This window comes from Shewanella sp. SG41-3, assembly GCF_014164545.1.
GTDB lineage: Bacteria > Pseudomonadota > Gammaproteobacteria > Enterobacterales > Shewanellaceae > Shewanella > Shewanella vesiculosa.
Genome location: NZ_JACJFJ010000005.1, coordinates 33035 through 52065 on the forward strand (window position 1 = coordinate 33035; position 19031 = coordinate 52065).

19 protein-coding genes are annotated in these 19031 nt (G+C 40.5%); 14 read left to right on the forward strand and 5 right to left on the reverse strand.

Annotated features, from left to right (window positions below):
* The first annotated feature begins 39 nt into the window (after nucleotides 1-39).
* The 8 genes from H5164_RS11055 to rnd all read left to right on the forward strand — a co-directional run bounded on the left by H5164_RS11055 (nucleotide 40) and on the right by rnd (nucleotide 8649).
* On the forward strand, nucleotides 40-1965 hold the full coding sequence (locus tag H5164_RS11055) for an ATP-dependent DNA helicase (RefSeq protein ID WP_182723655.1): 1926 nt from the start codon (nucleotides 40-42) through the stop codon (nucleotides 1963-1965).
* A 73-nt stretch (nucleotides 1966-2038) separates the two neighbouring features.
* Complete coding sequence (tsaB, locus tag H5164_RS11060; RefSeq protein ID WP_182756124.1) at nucleotides 2039-2740, forward strand: tRNA (adenosine(37)-N6)-threonylcarbamoyltransferase complex dimerization subunit type 1 TsaB; 702 nt, start codon at nucleotides 2039-2041, stop codon at nucleotides 2738-2740.
* Nucleotides 2741-2799: 59 nt separating this feature from the next.
* Nucleotides 2800-3129 (forward strand): hypothetical protein, encoded by a 330-nt coding sequence (locus H5164_RS11065; RefSeq protein WP_124018144.1) that lies wholly within the window; start codon nucleotides 2800-2802, stop codon nucleotides 3127-3129.
* Nucleotides 3122-3799: a M50 family metallopeptidase gene (locus H5164_RS11070; protein WP_124018145.1), complete on the forward strand. Its 678-nt coding sequence runs from the start codon at nucleotides 3122-3124 to the stop codon at nucleotides 3797-3799. The genes H5164_RS11065 and H5164_RS11070 overlap by 8 nt, the downstream gene beginning before the upstream one ends.
* Nucleotides 3796-4659 carry a class I SAM-dependent methyltransferase gene (locus H5164_RS11075; protein ID WP_182756126.1) on the forward strand — a complete coding sequence of 288 codons (864 nt, stop codon included), beginning with the start codon at nucleotides 3796-3798 and terminating at the stop codon, nucleotides 4657-4659. Before H5164_RS11070 ends, H5164_RS11075 begins: the two co-directional genes overlap by 4 nt.
* A 21-nt stretch (nucleotides 4660-4680) precedes the next feature.
* Nucleotides 4681-5574, forward strand: coding sequence for an alpha/beta fold hydrolase (locus H5164_RS11080; protein ID WP_182756129.1), 894 nt, complete (start codon nucleotides 4681-4683; stop codon nucleotides 5572-5574).
* A 198-nt stretch (nucleotides 5575-5772) separates the two neighbouring features.
* The gene (gene fadD / locus H5164_RS11085) at nucleotides 5773-7446 is read left to right on the forward strand and encodes a long-chain-fatty-acid--CoA ligase FadD (protein WP_182698541.1); all 1674 of its coding nucleotides are present in this window, start codon (nucleotides 5773-5775) and stop codon (nucleotides 7444-7446) included.
* Nucleotides 7447-7536: 90 nt separating this feature from the next.
* A complete protein-coding gene (rnd, locus tag H5164_RS11090) occupies nucleotides 7537-8649 on the forward strand; it encodes a ribonuclease D (protein WP_124018149.1) in 1113 nt (370 codons plus the stop codon).
* A gap of 91 nt (nucleotides 8650-8740) precedes the next feature.
* On the opposite strand, the gene minE is transcribed toward rnd, so the two are convergent.
* Genes minE through minC form a run of 3 tightly spaced genes read right to left on the reverse strand, consistent with a single transcriptional unit; the run spans nucleotide 8741 to nucleotide 10506 of the window.
* A complete protein-coding gene (gene minE, locus H5164_RS11095; protein ID WP_124018150.1) occupies nucleotides 8741-9001 on the reverse strand; it encodes a cell division topological specificity factor MinE in 261 nt (86 codons plus the stop codon).
* Nucleotides 9002-9003: 2 nt separating this feature from the next.
* Entirely contained in the window at nucleotides 9004-9813 is an 810-nt protein-coding gene (minD, locus tag H5164_RS11100; protein WP_124018151.1) for a septum site-determining protein MinD, read from the reverse strand.
* Between the two features lie 27 nt (nucleotides 9814-9840).
* Nucleotides 9841-10506, reverse strand: a complete 666-nt coding sequence (minC, locus tag H5164_RS11105) for a septum site-determining protein MinC (RefSeq protein ID WP_182756131.1) — start codon at nucleotides 10504-10506, stop codon at nucleotides 9841-9843.
* Between the two features lie 117 nt (nucleotides 10507-10623).
* Between minC and H5164_RS11110 the strand changes: the two genes are divergently transcribed.
* The 3 genes from H5164_RS11110 to H5164_RS11120 all read left to right on the forward strand — a co-directional run bounded on the left by H5164_RS11110 (nucleotide 10624) and on the right by H5164_RS11120 (nucleotide 12410).
* The gene (locus H5164_RS11110; protein ID WP_182756133.1) at nucleotides 10624-10902 is read left to right on the forward strand and encodes a YcgL domain-containing protein; all 279 of its coding nucleotides are present in this window, start codon (nucleotides 10624-10626) and stop codon (nucleotides 10900-10902) included.
* A gap of 31 nt (nucleotides 10903-10933) precedes the next feature.
* On the forward strand, nucleotides 10934-11902 hold the full coding sequence (locus H5164_RS11115) for a lytic transglycosylase domain-containing protein (RefSeq protein ID WP_182756135.1): 969 nt from the start codon (nucleotides 10934-10936) through the stop codon (nucleotides 11900-11902).
* Between the two features lie 61 nt (nucleotides 11903-11963).
* Nucleotides 11964-12410 (forward strand): YcgN family cysteine cluster protein, encoded by a 447-nt coding sequence (locus H5164_RS11120; RefSeq protein ID WP_124018155.1) that lies wholly within the window; start codon nucleotides 11964-11966, stop codon nucleotides 12408-12410.
* Nucleotides 12411-12870: 460 nt separating this feature from the next.
* Here the strand turns inward: H5164_RS11120 and H5164_RS11125 are convergent, their stop codons facing one another.
* Nucleotides 12871-13620: an SDR family oxidoreductase gene (locus tag H5164_RS11125; protein ID WP_182756137.1), complete on the reverse strand. Its 750-nt coding sequence runs from the start codon at nucleotides 13618-13620 to the stop codon at nucleotides 12871-12873.
* Between the two features lie 593 nt (nucleotides 13621-14213).
* Here H5164_RS11125 and H5164_RS11130 point away from each other — a divergent pair.
* The gene (locus H5164_RS11130; RefSeq protein WP_182756139.1) at nucleotides 14214-15863 is read left to right on the forward strand and encodes a methyl-accepting chemotaxis protein; all 1650 of its coding nucleotides are present in this window, start codon (nucleotides 14214-14216) and stop codon (nucleotides 15861-15863) included.
* 61 nt (nucleotides 15864-15924) lie between these two features.
* On the opposite strand, the gene H5164_RS11135 is transcribed toward H5164_RS11130, so the two are convergent.
* Nucleotides 15925-16239, reverse strand: a complete 315-nt coding sequence (locus H5164_RS11135) for a hypothetical protein (RefSeq protein WP_124018158.1) — start codon at nucleotides 16237-16239, stop codon at nucleotides 15925-15927.
* A gap of 194 nt (nucleotides 16240-16433) precedes the next feature.
* On the opposite strand from H5164_RS11135, the gene H5164_RS11140 reads away from it, so the two are divergent.
* Both H5164_RS11140 and H5164_RS11145 read left to right on the forward strand, forming a co-directional pair.
* The gene (locus H5164_RS11140) at nucleotides 16434-16928 is read left to right on the forward strand and encodes a putative 4-hydroxy-4-methyl-2-oxoglutarate aldolase (RefSeq protein ID WP_182756142.1); all 495 of its coding nucleotides are present in this window, start codon (nucleotides 16434-16436) and stop codon (nucleotides 16926-16928) included.
* A gap of 25 nt (nucleotides 16929-16953) precedes the next feature.
* The gene (locus H5164_RS11145; RefSeq protein WP_182756143.1) at nucleotides 16954-18777 is read left to right on the forward strand and encodes an AsmA family protein; all 1824 of its coding nucleotides are present in this window, start codon (nucleotides 16954-16956) and stop codon (nucleotides 18775-18777) included.
* Nucleotides 18778-19031 lie beyond the last annotated feature (254 nt).

Genomic DNA, 19031 nt, shown 5'->3' on the forward strand with positions numbered 1-19031 from the left:
CACACTACATCAGCATTAGCACGATAATTTGAGGATGCTTTGAGCTCTACATTGACCCAATCTGTAATCCATGAGTTTAGCGAGCGTGGTGCGTTAGCCAAACATGTACACAATTATCATAATCGCCAAACTCAAACTGATATGGCTGTTGCGGTAAGTGATGCTATTGCTAAAAAGCATAATCTCATTTTAGAAGCGGGCACCGGCGTTGGAAAAACCTTCGCGTATTTAATTCCAGCCTTGCTCAGTGGCAAACAAGTGGTGGTGAGTACCGGCAGTAAAAATCTACAAGAACAGTTATTCCTCAAAGATTTACCAGCATTGTTAACCATGCTCGATATCCATGTGCCTGTTGCATTACTTAAGGGGCGTAATAATTACTTATGCCATTTACGCCTTGAAAAACAGATGCAAATGGCCAGCCAATTAAGCGAATATTATATTGATGATTTGCTTAAGATTAACCAATGGGCACATTTAAGCAAAGATGGTGACATAGGCAATTTAACCTCGGTGGCAGAGCATTCTGACGTTATTCCTAGTGTTGTTAGCACCAAAGAAACCTGTACGGGTAAAAAATGTGACCATTATGATGTGTGCTTTACCCGTAAAGCGCGGATTAGGGCGATGGAGGCCAAAGTGGTGGTGGTCAATCATCATTTATTTTTTGCCGACCGATTACTCAAAGACACCGGATTTGCCGAGTTACTGCCAGACCCTGATGTGGTCATTTTTGATGAAGCCCATTTAGTGCCAGATATTTGTATTAACTATTTTGGTAGTCATATATCCAGCCGCGAAATTGATCTGTTATTAAATGGCATCATCAAAATTCACAAAGAGGTGATCCGCGACAGCATTCAACTAGAGCAATTGTCGCAACGTGGTTTGTTAGCGTTAAGTGATTGGCATAATGCCATGTACGACAGTCAAGTATCTGATTGGCGAAAAGTACTTGCCAATAAACACTTAGCGACAGTGTCGTGGGCATTACAGCAAGCGTTGACTGATCTGGCCAATTCTATGCGCCATCATCTTGGTCGCGATGATCAACTCGATTTAGCGTTCGAGCAATTGTATGAATTGTCTCAAAAGCTGCAAGATTATTTTGAATGTAAAGATATTCAAGCAGCTTACAGTGTTGAACTAGGTCCGCGTTTTATCATGTTAAGACTTAGTCCTATCAATGTCGCTAAACAATGCCAACAATTATTTGATGCCAATACTCGGTGGATTTTTACCTCGGCAACCTTGCAGGTGAACCGCAGTCTGGCTCATTTTGCGACTGAGCTAGGATTATCATCGGCACAACAGATTATTTTAGATAGCCCGTTTGATTATCCTAATCAGGCAGTATTTTGTGTGCCACGTCATTTAGGTAAAGTGGGGCAGTCGCAGCATACGGTTAAACAACTGGTTGATGTATGTGTTCAAGCAATCAATGCTGCGCAAGGCCGCACGTTTATCTTGTTTACTAGCCATCAAATGCTCGAGCAAGTTGCATCGGCATTGCAAGGTAAAGTGGCTTATCCTTTATTGGTACAAGGCCAAGCGAGTAAACAAAGTTTGTTAAATAAATTTAGACAGTTAGGTAATGCCGTTTTGCTCGGTACCAGCAGCTTTTGGGAAGGGGTCGATGTTCGAGGTAAATTATTAAGCTGCGTGATTATTGATAAGCTGCCGTTTGTGTCACCAGATGATGCCTTATACAAAGCCCGTGCCGCCAATGCCGAGCGTCAGGGACTTGACCCCTTTAGCCATATTTCTTTGCCGCAAGCAGTCATTAGTTTAAAGCAGGGCGTCGGGCGGCTTATTCGCGATGAAAAAGATCGCGGGGTACTTATCTTGTGCGATAACCGCATTGTTAATCGGGCTTACGGGCAAGCTTTTATTAATTCTCTGCCACCAATGCAGCGTACACGTGACTTAGACCGTGCATTGCAATTTTTAAAACAAATTCCTTAAGCTTTTTAAAACGGTGCGCATCAGTTATCATATTAAGTCTATTTGATGCTTTTTTACTGGGTAACCCATCATAATGCCAAAGCCGTTAACCATCCTCGCTCTTGATACTTGCACCGAAACTTGCTCTGCAGCGTTAACCACCAATGGTAAGGTGTTTGCACTTATTGCCGATGCACCTCGTGAACACAGCCAACGTTTATTGCCTATGGTTGATGATGTATTGGCCCAAGCCCAAGTGACATTGGCCGATGTGGACATGATTGCCTATGGCCGTGGCCCTGGTAGTTTTACCGGTATTCGTATTTGTACCAGTATGACGCAAGGTTTAGCGTTAGGCCTTGATTTACCCGTTATTGGTATTTCAACCTTAGCCGCAATGGCTCAGTTAGCAATATCACAACACAATGCCTGCCAAGTTCTATGTTGTATTGATGCCCGCATGAACGAAGTCTATTGGGGTCAATACATTGCCAAAGACGGCATAGCGACATTAGTGGGTGAAGAACACGTTAGCGTACCAGAGGCAATTGAATTAATACTCGATACCCAGCAAAGTATTAGTGTATGCGGTACCGGTTTTGAAGCTTATCCAGAGTTACTCAATATTGCGCCAAACATGACACCATGTGCAGAAGCGACTTATCCAGATGCGAAAGCCATGTTAATTCTGGCGCAGCACGGGTACCAACATGGATTACAGACCAGTGTTGATGAACTGGCACCAGTGTACCTTCGAGATACCGTTACATGGAAAAAACTTCCTGGTCGAGAATAGCCATTAAAGGTAATTTGACATAGAGTATATGATACAAGTATAGGTAAATGGTGTCGTTAATGGCGATAAATGCTGCATTATCAATGGCAAATAATCAATCAGGTCCAATAACCCTGAGTCAAGCTGTTGCTGGTAATCGGCCTATTACGGCGGCCATTGAGCCTATTGTTGTTAATGTCTCTGCTTCCGAGCAACAAATTCAAGGCATTGAAGCGCGCAATATGGCCATAGTTGATGATTCAACTTTGTCGGCTAAACAGCAAGCTCGGGTTGAATATGACCGTGATACTTACAGTCAACGGGGGGCTATCGCGCAATATTTATCAACACAGCATTCTGCTAAAAGAGATGAAATTCAACAAATGGTTGGTATTGATTTATATGCCTAATGTTCCGTTGTCTGCAACACCCAGTCGCAGCCGTTTTATGATTGAATTACTGCTAGCTTTCTTACTGACTCGATTTCCTTATATCTCTATCCCTTTTAAATGGTTTGAAAGCTACTTTCACGAGTTATCTCACGGTATCGCAACGTTATTGACTGGTGGCTCTGTGAGTCATATTCAATTATTTCCAAATGGCGCGGGCTTTTGTTTTAGTCAAGGTGGTAGCAGTATACTTATTGCCTACGCTGGTTATTTTGGTGCGGCGCTGTGGGGATACTCAATATTTCTGATGGCAACTCAAAAGCAAACGATTAGATTTACCTTAACCTTGTTAGCCCTCACTGTGGCTGCGTCATTGCTTTTCTGGGCGCGTGATGTATTAACGATCATTATTCTTAGCGTATTAATAATACTTTTTTTGTTACCACTTAAATTAAAAAATAGTAGTCTGCTAAACACCTTACTGCGTATATTAGGCCTAATGATTATCCTTAATGCCATGGCTAGTCCTATGGTGTTATTGGGGCTAAGTGGTCAAGGCGATGCGGTGATGTTAGCTAAAATGACTTGGCTACCCGCATGGTTATGGGTGATGACATGGCTTGCATTCAGTGGGTTTATGTTATGGCTCTGTTGGCGTAAAGTTGATCGAAAAAAGGGAGTGTCAAAATGAAACGTAACATGATGTTAGGGGCCTTAATTGGCTTATCAAGTTTAGGTATGTCAACGGTAATATACGCTGCGGATAGTGTTGACGAGAAATCCGTTACTGCGCCGCAGGTCAATGCTGCGCTCGCCAAAGCTGTGGCCAGTGAGTTTCGGTCGACTAAAAATAAACTGCGCGATCAATATCGTCATCCAGCAGAAACATTAGCATTTTTTGGTGTAAAACCCGATCAGACTGTGATTGAGTTATGGCCAGGTGGGGGGTGGTATGCTGAAATTCTTGCGCCTTATTTAGCCGCTGATGGCCAATATGTTGCCGCCAATTTCGAAACAAAACCCACTGAAGATAATCGCCAAACAGCGTATTATAAATCTGCGGGGGTGAAGTTTGAGCAATGGGTCAGTGAAAATAAAGCCAGTGTGGGCAATGTTCAGTTTGTTACTCTCGATCCACCGGCTAAATTGTCATTAGGTAAAGATAACTCGGCAGATTATGTATTAACGTTCCGTAATTTGCACAATTGGGCCATGAAAGGCGAGTTAGAAGGTGTGTTTAAAGCCGCCCATGATGTATTAAAGGTTGGTGGCACACTCGGCGTTGTTGAACACAGAGCCAATGTCGATATGGCTGCTGAAAGTGGTTATATGGAACAAAACCAAATGGTTGAACTTGCTAATAAATATGGTTTTAAATTAGCGGCTAGCTCTGAAATAAACGCTAATCCTAAAGATACAAAGGATTACGACAAAGGTGTGTGGACATTACCCCCAAGTTTGGCCAAGGGCGATCAAGATAAGCAAAAGTACCTTGATATTGGTGAAAGTGATCGCATGACACTTAAGTTTACCAAAACAGCAGCTCAATAATTTTTGCAAAGTGAGTCAACAATGTTGAATGTTAACGTAGAAGAAATTCAATTGCCGTTGGCTCATATTACGCTTGCTGCAAAACGTTATGGTCATGCTGACAAGCCAGTAATATTAGCTTTACATGGCTGGCTTGATAACGCTGACAGTTTTGTTCCGCTAGCGCATGCCTTTGCACAGCAAAAATTATTCGATAAATTTCAACTCGTATGTATTGATTGGCCTGGGCATGGATTATCAGATCATCGCCCGGGTCGTTATCCATTACATTGGGTTGATTATATTTATGACCTGCAAGCCGTCATCCATACACTTTCACAAGATACAGGTCCTATTATTTTATTGGGGCATTCTCTTGGCGGCATAATTGCGTCGGCTTATAATGCCTGTCTTGCTGAAAATATTCATAAACTCATATTAATTGAAGCGCTTGCCCCTTTATCTGAATCTGCTTCTAAAGCCAAAGATCGTCTGCGTAAAGGTTTGCTGCAACAACAACGTTTTAATCGCCAAGTAACCAGAGACTCTTCGACTTATTCTTCTATGGATTTGGCGGTACAAGCCCGCCATAAACTGACCGGATTAGCCATTCCATGGTGTGAGCTTATTACTAAGCGAAATATGGCAATAACAGATGGGCAGTATCATTGGCGAAGTGACCCTAGATTAAAATTAGACTCACTTAATCGATTTAGTTTTGAGCAGGTTGATGCACTGATGAGCACTAGTAATACGTCTACTTTACTCATGGTTGGTCACGATGGATACAAACACCTAACCGCCTCAACAGAACAGGCTAATAAATGGTTTTCTAATATTGAAATCATTCAGTTAAGTGGAGATCATCACCTCCATATGGGTAATGCTTATCGCGTCGCTGAATCGATTGGAGCATTTATTCTAAATAGGCAGTAGCACTGGCTGAAATCGCTGTTATTTTTGTTTTATTTATGTGACTATAGTCGAAAATTAAAACACTTGTATGATTTAGGTCACTACGAGCATCATAATAAAGCCTGCGATAACAATATTAATGATACGTGGGCAATAAAATATTTTACCACTGACGGGGAATGCACGTCTTAGCACAGTGGGTATTATTAGGAGACACCTGTGGACCAGCCTTGGATTAATAACTTACCTGAACATGTTCCGGCCGAAATCGACCCATCTCAATTCAGTTCTTTAGTCGATATGTTTGAAGATTCAGTAGCAAAATATGCTGATCAGCCTGCGTTTATTAATATGGGCGCGACCATTACGTACCGAAAACTCGAAGAACGAAGTCGAGCATTTGCAGCCTACTTACAAAATGAATTACATTTAAAAAAAGGCGACCGTGTCGCCCTTATGATGCCAAATTTACTGCAATATCCTATTGCTCTGTTTGGTATTTTGCGCGCTGGTATGGTGGTGGTTAATGTCAATCCACTTTATACCCCACGTGAATTAAAGCATCAATTGGTTGATTCTGGCTCTAAAGCTATCGTCGTGGTGTCAAACTTTGCTAACACCTTAGAAGAGATTGTTGATCAAACACCGATTGAGTCGGTGATTATTACCAATCTTGGCGATCAACTCAGTGCTCCGAAACGCACGCTAGTTAATTTTGTGGTTAAATACATCAAAAGATTGGTACCCAAATACCATTTACCACATGCATTATCGTTTCGTGATTCGCTCTCTAAAGGCCGACGCCTACAGTACATTAAGGCCGATATTGGTGGCGAGGATTTGGCTTTTTTACAGTATACCGGTGGCACGACTGGGGTCTCTAAAGGTGCCATGTTAAGCCATAAAAACGTGGTCAGTAACGTTTTGCAGGCCAGTGGTGCTTATTCTCCAGCCCTTGATGATGGTGCAGAGTTTGTCGTGACAGCATTACCTCTGTACCATATTTTTGCCCTAACAGTGAATTGTTTACTGTTTTTACATAAAGGCAGCAAAAATTTATTGATCACCAATCCTCGTGACATTCCTGCTTTTGTTGCTGAGATGAAAAAGTACCCGTTTACTGTCTTAACCGGTGTTAATACCTTATTCAATGCTTTGGTCAATAATGAAGAATTTACTCAACTTGATTTTTCTGGTTTAAAATTGTCTATTGGCGGTGGTATGGCGGTGCAGCGTGCGGTCGCGGATAAATGGCAAAACCTTACTAAGACACGCTTACTCGAAGGTTATGGTCTAACTGAAGCTTCACCATTAGTTACATGCTGCCCATATAACCTCAGTGGGTATAATGGTTCTATTGGTTTTCCTGCACCATCGACCACTATTCAAATTAGAGATGAAGATTCAAAAGTATTAGCTCAGGGTGAAACCGGCGAGTTATTTGCTAAAGGTCCGCAAGTCATGCAGGGATATTGGCAACGTCCGGAAGAAACTGCCACTGTGATTGATAAAGATGGTTGGTTAGCGACTGGCGATATTGGCTATATGGATGAAAAAGGTTTCTTTTTCATTGTCGATCGCAAAAAAGACATGATTTTAGTGTCTGGTTTTAACGTGTTCCCAAATGAAGTGGAAGAGGTTGTCGCGTTACATCCCAAGGTTATTGAAGTCGCTGCGGTTGGCGTTCCTAATGATGCTAGCGGTGAATTAGTGAAGATTTTTGTGGTCGCAAAAGACAAGTCACTTACAGAAGAAGAGTTGATTAAGCATTGTCGTCATCATTTAACGGGATATAAAATTCCTAAACTGGTAGAATTTAGGGACGAATTACCGAAAACCAATGTGGGTAAAATTTTACGCCGACAACTTCGAGATGAAGTTAACAAAGCATAAAATGATAGCCGGCAACTGAGCCGGCTTTTTTATACTTGGCAATTCGCAGTTTATGACCATTACTCACATCCCTTTTTAGCGGAGCCTATTTTGTTAACGTTTGAATATATCAGCGATGATGCCAGTTTGTTGTCATTAGTTGAACAATACCAACACAGCGCCTTATTGGTGCTTGATACTGAGTTTGTCCGCACTCGAACCTATTATGCTAAATTAGGCCTCATCCAAGCTTATGATGGTAAAACCCTAGCATTAATTGATCCGGTTGCGATTAAAGACTTAAGCCCATTTTGGCAGCTATTAACTGACCCCAATATTGTTAAGTTAGTGCATTCATGTAGCGAAGATCTTGAGGTATTTGCTCATTATGGCGAATGCCAACCGAGCCCATTATTTGACAGCCAAATTGCGGCTAGTTTTGCGGGCCTAGGTCATGGCTTAGGTTATGCCAAACTTGTAGATGCATGCTTGCAAGTTGAAATTGATAAGGGTGAATCACGAACCGATTGGATGAATCGTCCATTGTCTGATTCACAATTGCAGTATGCTGCCAATGATGTATTTTATTTGTATAAATTATATCCTCAGTTACAACAGAAGCTTGTAGCAGAAAATCGTCTCGAATGGCTGTTTGAAGAAGGTCAGCGTATGACAGAGGGACGTTTGTCACTGCCAGAAGGTGACAGTGTTTACCTTAAAGTTAAAAATGCCTTTCAGTTATCAAGTCAGCAGTTAGCCTACTTAAAGGTATTGGCTAAGTGGCGATTGACCAAAGCGGTGAGCCGTAATCTTGCGCTTGGCTTTGTGGTCAAGGACCATGCATTAATTGCATTGGCCAAAAAGCAGCCCACAACATTGTCTGAGCTCAACAGTTTAAATGATTTAACTGATCAAGAAAAACGCATACACGGTAAAGATTTATTAGCGGTAATGGCGACTGCAGATTTAACAGATTTACCTGAAGAGGTAGATGTTGTGGCACTAAAGTCTGGTTATAAATCGGCTTTCAAAGAAGTTAAAACGATATTAACTGAGCTATGTGAGCGTGAAAACGTTGCATTAGAATTTGTTGGTTCGAAGCGCCATATTCACGAGTTTTTACTCTGGTTGTATCACAATAAGCAAACACCAACACCATTACTCTTTGTGGGGTGGCGCGGACAATTGGTCGGTAATTTACTTGCGCAAGTTAAGTTTAATTAATTCAATAGCGTCATTAAACGAAAAAGGATACCGGCAGCAATGCCAGTATCCTTTTTGTTATATTAAGTCAGTCAATCTAAAAAGATGAGCGTTACTTAGTGTCCGGTAAGGTGACGTTAAGTTCTAGTACAGATAAGTTGTCATCATTTTGGTCTAACTGCACAGAGACTTGGTCATCTGATATTTGCACATATTTACGGATCACTTCGATGATTTCTTGTTTCATCTTTGGGAAGTAATCCGGTGCACCACGTTCTCCACGCTGATGAGCCACAATAATTTGTAATCGCTCTTTTGCCAATGACGCGGTATTGGGCTTTTTACTGCTTCTAAAATAATCAAGTATCGACATAATTAGCTCCCAAATATCCTTTTAAGGAATCCCTTTTTTTCTTCTGTAATAAATCGAATTGGTATATCGTCGCCTAATAAACGCGCAACGGTATCGCCGTAAGCCAAGCCTGCATCGCTTTCTTGGTCAATAATCACAGGTACACCTGAGTTTGACGCCTTCAATACCGACTGAGATTCAGGGATAACTCCCAGCAATTCAATAGCAAGAATATCCTGCACATCTTCAACACTGAGCATTTCACCTGTTTTAACTCTGGCCGGCGAGTAGCGAGTTAATAGTAAATATTCTTTGATAGGTTCCAAAGTCAATTCAGCTCGACGCGAGCGACTCTGCAGCATGCCCAAAATACGGTCTGAATCACGTACTGAGCTCACTTCTGGATTGGTGGTGACAATGGCAATATCGGCAAAGTAAAGTGCCATCATTGCACCTTGTTCAATACCCGCTGGTGAATCACACACAATAAAGTCGAAATCTTTGGCTAAATTTTCAAGGACTCGGCCGACGCCTTCTTTGGTCAGCGCGTCTTTATCGCGTGTTTGAGACGCGGGTAAGATAAATAATTTGTCGCAGCGTTTATCTTTAATTAACGCTTGATTCAAATTGGCTTCACCATTGATGACATTAACAAAATCGTATACGACCCTGCGCTCACAACCCATAATCAGATCAAGATTGCGTAAACCAATGTCAAAGTCGATAACGACTGTTTTGTGTCCTTTTAAAGCCAATCCGGTGGCAATTGCTGCACTGGATGTTGTTTTTCCCACACCACCTTTACCTGATGTGACAACAATAATTTGCGCCATTTATATTTATATCCTTGTGTTTGCCGATTATTGGGGCAATGTTTCAACAGTAAGGGATGCGCCCTCAAGGCGAATACAACCTCTTTGGCTTAAGTCGTATTGTTGCAAGTGTTCAGTCAACCAATACTGTCCAGCAATCGATACTAATTCTGCTTCTAACGAGTTAGCGATAATCACACTTTGATTATCTCCCGCGGCACCCGCCATGGCTTTACCACGAAGAGCACCATATATATGAATGCTACCATCAGCAATGACTTCAGCGCCATTACCAACTGCACCAAAAATGATTAAATCAGCGTTTTGTGCGTATATTTGTTGTCCAGAACGCACATTTTGCTTAACAATTTTAGTTGCTCGTTCAGGAAGTTCTGCTTTACGCGCTTGTTTGCCAGACTTTACCACTGCAATCCCCATGTATTTTGCTTGTTCAATTTGCTCTGGGGTGGCGTCGGTAATGCCGACAATAATAAGGTTACGGTCAATCAATAATTGTTTTAGGGCATTAAAATCAATTTGGATATGCTGAATGGCTGATAAATTTAATACCAATGGTGCGCCCAAAAAAAACTGCGGCGCTTGTGCCAGCTTGTTGTCTAATTCAGCAGCAATAATATCGAGATCGTGATGATTAATATGCAGCACTGATAATGTAAAAGACGTAGCCTTTAATTCGAGATTTTGTTTAGCCATCCCGGCGTGATTCTCCATACTTCAGCGATAAACTGATTTACAATTATTTTTTGTGTCACCATGTTATAGTGTGCTTAGTTGACTATCAAGTTTGAACCTTTGGAAATTTACACTAAAATGATATGTGCAGTATATAAAAGCGGTCGAAGAGCAGATACTTACCTTTTTGTCAAAAAACGTGATGTATTTGATGACGTTCCTGAGCCTTTAATGGCAATGTTTGGTACTCCGTCATTAATCATGATTGTCCCACTATCTAAACGAGATCACTTGGGCATCGCAGATATTAATAAAGTGAAGTCTGCATTAGTTGAACAGGGTTATTACTTACAAATACCACCACCGCCGGTTAATTTACTCGAACAGCATAAACAAGAATTAGCGCTTAATAAATAAGCATAATCTTAAAGGAGTAATCAACACGAATATGATCCCCAGAATCATTCTAAGCGTTTTTTTTTACTTCTTTTGCTCTCATGTTGTGATGGCTGAAGACAGCCATCACAATTTTGATGACTATCTATTATTGCTACAACAAAAAGCACTCGCTGCGGGCGTTAACCAAGCTACAGCAGAACGCAATATTGCAACGATTAAGATATTTAAGAAAGCCAATCTCAACCCCTCAGTAGATAAACCTAAGACATTAGAAGACTTCATCCCACAAGCTGTACCCGAAATCACCGTCAGTACTGCAAGAGCAATGTTATTGCAGCATGAATCAAAACTCGAGCAGTTGAGTAAAACGTATCAAGTGCAGTCGCGTTTTTTGATGGCATTATGGGGGATGAATTCTCGTTTTGGTGAGCAGCCAGGGCGTTTCCCTGGATTATCAGTTTTAGCCTCACTTGCCTACAAAGGCGATGAAGAAGCATTTTATATTGCTGAATTTATTGCTGCACTTAAGTTAATTGAGCAAAAAAATATCAGTGAAGATGCATTGCTGAGTTCTTCATCTGGGGCTATGGGGCAGATGCAAATGATGCCGAGCCAGTTGCTAAAGTATGCTGTTGATGCTGATAAAGACGGCAGGATTGATGTTTGGAACAGTATGGATGATGCTTTTGTATCGCTGGCGAATATGTTGCATCAACAAGGTTGGCAGTCCGGTTCTACATGGGGAAGGCAGGTGAAACCCATTATGGCACTCGATCCTGGTTTGCTTGGTTTAAGAGTCAATCACACATTTGTACAGTGGCAGGCTTATGGGATTAGGCGTTTTAATGGCGCAGACTTACCACAACGCAGTGATATGAAGGCGTCCTTAATTGCACCTGATGGATCGAAAGGGCGTTTTTATTTAGTCTACGATAACTTCCTTTTATTACATCAATTTAACCTGACTTTGCATGATACTTTGGCGATAACTTATTTGTCTGAAAAAATTAAGCAGTAAATTGCGGCCCATTGGGTGTAAAATGCAGGCAAATTTCGATAAAAGCTACATTAGATAACCAATGATGACTCAGTTTTGGACTACCACCCCCTTAGAAGACATGACCACCGAACAATGGGAATCGCTGTGTGACGGCTGCGGTAAGTGTTGTTTAAATAAAATCATCGACGATGAAACTGACGAGCTTTATTATACTAATGCTGCATGCCATCTACTGGATGACAGCAGTTGTGGTTGTCGTCGTTATCCTGAACGCTTCACCTATGTACCTGAATGTACAGCAATTACACCCGTTAATATCGCTGAGTTGACTTGGTTGCCTGATAGTTGTGCTTATCGGCGCGTATATGCTGGCAAAGGATTACCGAGTTGGCATCCGTTACTGACAGGAAATAAAGATGCCATGCATGCGGCGGGGATTTCGGTACAAGGGAAAACAGTTAACGAAACGAAAGTGAAATACTTAGAAGACTGTATTGTTTTGTGGCCTATGTTAGATGTTGAATAGTCAGCGTTGCTGTATAAGTGATTAATAATCAATGTATTAAGATATTGCATTATCGGTTAATGGAAAAGTAATGTGGTTCATATCCAATCTATAATGAATCAATTTATGGTTATGTTTTGCCACAATCTTATACAGTTTAAGCGTGTAAGATGGTTAACCCTGCTTGGCTTGATACATTGGACAAATGAGGCCATGTAACCATACTTGTCCTTATTGGTATCAGATTTGCCCTTTTCGGCTAATAAAAGCGGATTCTCGTATTACAAACAGGGTCATGTGAGTCCATTACAGGTTAATTCAATAAGGTTAGCCAGACAAAAAATGATTTGATAATCACTTCTATCCCCAACTGAGCTTATTTCTCTTTGGGTAAATAAAACTCGGCCATGATGAGTTAATCATGAGTGATTAAGTTACCCTCGTCGCTAGGTGCTTGTGTTGCTATGTGACTATGATTAACTTAACTCATGTTGCGGAGCATGCTCAGCGGAGCAATACGTAATACCCAGTGTAAAATGGCCCAAGGATAACTAGGGACAAATGCATTGGCTTTTTCTTTCTGAATAGCCTTCACCATGGCTTTACAGCCCGTTTCAGTATCAACAATAAACGGTACCGTTTTTACCTTTTGGTTAATTTCACTGCGAATAAATCCTGGATGTACACAAGTAACCTTAATCGGTGTGTTTAGTACATCGATGCGGATACCTTCAGACAATGAAGTCACGGCGGCTTTTGTGGCAGCATAAACAGTCATTGCACGTCTAAATCCACGAACAGCACTGATAGACGAAATAGTCACTAGATGCCCACTGTTTTGTTCTCGAAAAATTGTCATCGCCGCTTCACATTGGGCGATAGTGGCAATAAAGTTAGTTTGCGCAGTCTGCAAATTAGCAGCAAAAAAGCCAGTGCCTATAGATGCGCCTTTACCCATGCCTGCGTTTACAATGACTCGGTCCAGCTGTCCAAACTCTTGCTTAAATTGATTAAATACCTCAAAAACTTGTGGGTGATCATTTACATCAAGTGACTTAATTATCACCTTGATATTAGGATTAATGACGAGTAATTCTTGTTTTAATGTTTCAAGGCGGTCCATACGTCTGGCGCATAGTGCAAGGTTATGATGTTGTTTAGCAAACTCAATTGCCATGCCGCGCCCTAAACCTGAACTTGCCCCTGTTATGAGAATGTTTGTTCGTTTCATAATGTGCTCTTTTATTAATACGTTGTTTATAATAGAGATAAACAATGATCACTTACGCTGGCATCAAGCCTACATTAAGCGACGTAAATGTTTTAGCGAACCATCAAAAAGCCATGTTCATTAATGCTAAGTAAGCTTAAGCACTGTTACTTTCGCTGTAACTGAGTCAGGCAGAAACTGACTAATGATTTATTAAGACTAAATATTGGTTGATCATTTATTGATTATATTTGTATATATAGTAGGAGTTATTTTCCCGCAAGAGACGAATACCAATAGCGAGTCATGTGTTTGGTTTGAGCGATAAATTGTGCTAAGCCAGTCGTCATTCGATGGCTAAAATACTACCCAAATGCACTCTAAGTATCTGCGTTCGTAAAGTGAGAGTTTCGCCAGTGTTTATTTATCATTGTTTACCACTAAGCATTTATTTTTTTGCGATTTTTAAGTGAAAATATTGACAACTGTCCAGTAAGGCACAACAGTTACAAAACAGTAGCTTAATTCAATTGATTTTATACTATACATATTATTGCTGAGTCTGAGTTAATAATCATTTCAAACCATTTTAATTATAATGTCATGGTGCCCGTATGAACCCAACAAATATGTTTTTTCGTAAAACCACTATTTCTAACCGTTTACTCGGCATGTTGGCACTAGCCATTATCGCTACTGTGATTGTTTTCTGGTTTTCATTAACGCGAGTTGAAAGTGTGTTAATTAATGAAAAAGAAGCCAAGTTAAATGCGTTAGTCGATGTTGCAATCGCAATAACTGATAAATATTATCAAGGTGTTCAGTCTGGAAGTATGGCTGAAGATGAGGCTAAAACTTTAGCATTAGCTGCAATAGATAAACTGCGCTATTCAGGTAACGAGTATTATTTCACTATTGATATTCAAGGCACCATGATCCAGCATGCTTTTGCAAAACAGTTAGTTAATACCAAGGTATTAGCAATGCAAGATCCAAATGGGGTAAAACTGTTTCAAAAAATGATCCAAGGTACGGAACAAAAAGATGTTGCTCGGGTTGATTACATGTGGAATAAACCCCAGCAGGAAAACCCAAGTCCGAAAATGTCTGTAGTTAAGCGATTTAAACCCTGGGGCTGGATCATCGGTACAGGTATTTATGTTGATGATATTCAAGCTGATAGAAACCAATTTATAACCCAATACCTATTATTACTGACACTGGTGTGGCTGCCGGTCATCTTATTATTATTTTTTATCATTCGCAGTATTTCAGGTCCTATGGTTGAGACCATTGCAGCGTTTAAGAATATTGCTAAGGGTGAGGGGGATCTAACCCTACGGTTGTCCGAAGAGGGTAATGATGAGCTCAAACAAATTGCTCATCATTTCAATACTTTTATTGAAAAAGTCCAAAAAGTGATTATCTCTGTCAGCGACTCAGTCGATGAATCAAGCCGCTTGGCGAAGAATATGTCAACGATTACACAGCAGGCTAATCAAATTTCATCCAACGTACAAGCCGAAACAACTAATGTTGCCACTGCCATTAACCAAATGTCGGTAACGGCATCTGAAGTGGCCTCTAACGCACAGTTGGCAGCCGAAAGTACCCATAATGCAGACACTGAAGCAGATAAATCCGCTGCCGTTGTCGATAATGCGATGCAAAAAATATCAGAGCTATCGACAGAATTAGCCGCGACAGAAGAGGTTGCTAAAAGCTTACAAGTGAGTTCGAGTAAAATCGGGCAAATTCTTGATGTTATTGTTGGGATTGCCGATCAAACTAATTTACTCGCATTGAATGCGGCGATTGAAGCTGCCAGAGCCGGTGAGGCTGGCCGTGGCTTTGCCGTCGTGGCTGATGAGGTTAGAACGCTAGCGAGTCGTACCCAAGCATCAACAAGTGAGATTAATCTTATTATCGATGCCATCAGAAGTGCCATCGATAGCGTTAATTCCTCTGTTGAAAGAGCTAAAACTAAATCATCAGAAACCGTTAATGAAACTCAGCAAGTCGTTGGAGCACTTAATAACATTAAATCGTCCATTGATCAGATTTCGCAAATGAATATTCAAATTGCGGCGGCAACAGAGGAGCAAAGTACCGTTATTACAGAGCTTAATATGAATATTACCCGTATCAATGACATGTCATTAGATAACAGAACTCAAAATGAATTGATCAATAAAGGCAGTATGGATATTGAAAAAGGTGCGATCAAGTTGCATCAGCTTGTGGAGCAATTTAGAGTAAAATAATACATTGTCAATCGGGCTAATGTTTTTTAGTCCGATTGAACGTTTATATTTTACAACCAAATTAACGTGGCAATTGCACCATAATATCGATGACATCTTGATATGAGATATTATATTTTCGAGATAGATTGATGATTTTTGTTTTATAGGTTTGGATATGTTCTTGTTTAAGCAGGTCTAATTTTTTTTGTTCAACAATTGAATTGACCGTGTCTTGCAATATTAATAAACGACGCAAACTAAAATCCAACGAATCAATATACGCTGTCATTTGTTGTTTATTACGTGCATTTTCAAGGTTTGTTGTTGTGCGTTGTTCGAAGTCTAGCTCGTCAAACGCATCCATCATTTTCTGTAAATTTAAATCGTCACTCATAAGTATGATTGTTTACGTTATTTTTCGGAAATTATATGCATTTTTATTGTATAAGTCACTCTTTAACTTGGTTTGTACAGCCCTTGATAGTCCGGACTAGCAGTACTTTTTAAAGTGAATAATATATCGTTAACAAAACTTGTTGAATTGCCTAATAATTAGTAATCTAAGATTCTGATTTTCAAGGAGGACTTATGCTAGATTTATTACCTGATCTATTCGATCATTACCCTGAGCAATTAGTTTTATTGCCTAATCCATGGCAGTCCTTTGGTGCTAAGCCGATATTTTACGGTGAAGTAGTGACGGTAAAATGCTTCGAAGATAATTCCAAAGTTAAATCTGAATTAGCCAAAAATGGTCAAGGAAAAGTATTGGTTGTGGACGGCGGCGGTTCGACTAGACGTGCGCTATTAGGTGACATGATAGCTCTCAATGCATATGACAATGGTTGGGAAGGTATCATTATTAATGGCTGTATTCGTGATGCAGGTGCCATTAATACTATGCAGATCGGTGTGCAAGCATTAGGTACAAATCCGATTAAAACGGATAAAAAAGATGTTGGTGATGTCAATGTAGCTATTGAGATTGCGGGTGTCAGCATCTTTCCTGGAATGATGATCTATGCTGATTTAAATGGTGTTGCCGTCAGTAAGCAGGCATTAGATCTTACTATTTTAGCGTAAACAATCAACAGACAAGGAAGCAACAATGAAAGTAGTAAAATGGTTATTAGCAATTGTGCTAACTCTAGTAGTAGGTGTGACCGTCTACTTAACAATGTTTTTCGACCTTAATAACTTTAAACCGCAAATAGTTGATGCCGTTAAAAAACAAACCGGTCGTGATTTACAAATTACCCAAGACTTAAGCTGGAGTGTGTTTCCCTCTTTAGGCATTAAGCTCGGTGGTATAACTCTTACTAATCCAGATGGCTTTACTCCTGCATCCATGCTCAATGTGAATGAGGCTGTTGCGAATGTGGCGCTAATGCCATTATTTAGCCAACAGATTGAAGTAGATTTATTAAAGCTTGATGGTTTAACGCTGAATCTGGTTACGCAAAAAGACGGTACAACCAGTTTTGATGGATTAGTGTCAAAAAGTACGGCGGATAAACCACAAACTGCAGCAACCAATGATGCCAAACCTATGTCATTAGAGACATTAGATATAGGTGGTATTGAACTGACGAATACCAATATTAACCTCATTGATATGGCCAGCAATACGACGCAGACCTTTAATTTAAAAAGCTTTACCTTAGGTCAGTTTAGCCTGGGTCAGTTTGCTGATTTTGCTTATGAGTTTTCTGCGACATTGCCAGATATGCAGCTTGCATCATCTGGACAAGGTAAAGTCAAAATTGATCAAGCATTGAATCATGTCACTATTAATGATTTTGCTATGGTACATAACGCCAAAGGTGACAGCTTGCCGAATAAATCGGTTACCGCTGAGCTCACGACACAAATGACAATGGCACTGGATGCCAAAACTATCGATCTGCAATTGACTAGAATGTCTGCTATGGACTTGGCTGCCACCGGGGACATTAAGGTTAACTATGCTAATAGCGTTCCTAAAATTGCGATGAGTTTAGACGTGGGTGATATTGATCTTGATGCGCTGTTCCCAAAGCAAGAAGGTAATACTGAAGAGTCTGCCACAAAGACCGACACAGTATCGACTCAAGAGCCTGATCTGTCAGCACTTAAATCAGTAGATCTCACCCTAAATTTAACGGCTAAATCGATTAAAGTCAGCAATATGCTCACGCAAAACTGGCAAATGAAAATGGCTATCAATAAAGGTATCTTGAACTTGTCGTCGCTTACCGCTGACTTATACCAAGGCAAGTTAGCACTAAGTGCAAAATTGGATGCTCGCAAGGCAGTGCCAACATATCAATTTGATAAGAAATTGATTGGTGTGCAAATTCGTCCACTTTTAACCGATGCGGCTGAAGTGGATTTAATTTCAGGTACTGCAAGCTTTGAAGTTAAAGGCAGCGGCTCGAGTTTAATTGCTGATAATCTGAAAAAGAACCTTGATGCCGTTGGTAAATTTGAAGTCGCTGATGGTTCGCTTTATGGGGTTAACATTCCACAGATGATCCGTAGTGCTCAGCAAAAATTAAAAGGCGACTTGTCTGAATCCAGTAAAGAAGAGTTAAAAACTGACTTTACCAGCCTGACTGGCAGTTTCACCATGAGAGATGCCGTTGTGACTAATCCTGATTTGGCCATGGCTGCCCCCTTAATTCGTTTAGCGGGTAAAGGGACGGCAAACATCGCGTCAGAAGCCTTAGATTATGCATTAACAACGAGTGTCGTTGGGTCGTTGTCAGGACAGGGTGACGCTAATGATGAGTCGCTTAAAGGTGTCGATATTCCTCTAACCATAAAAGGCACATTCCAAGAGCCTAAGTTTGGCATTGATACGAAGGCATTATTGGAAGGCAAGCTTAAAGGTGAAACCGATAAAGCTAAAGAAAAGCTAAAAGAGGGGTTATTTAAGAAGTTAGGGATTTAAATTCATTCTCGTTGAGAATAAAGGCTGTCGTCGCTTATTGTGACTACAGCCTTTATTGATAACGTTAGCTACAAGGTACTTAGGTGGTGAAGTTTGCCTAGAATATCTGTTGCCACACAGATATAAGCACCTAATAAGTTAGCATGGCTATTAATCTTAAAACATAAAAAAAGGACAAGTGCATACTTGTCCTTTTTTATAATCCAAAATCAGTACTAAGGTGAAAACTGTTATAGGATAATCATCTTAGAAGT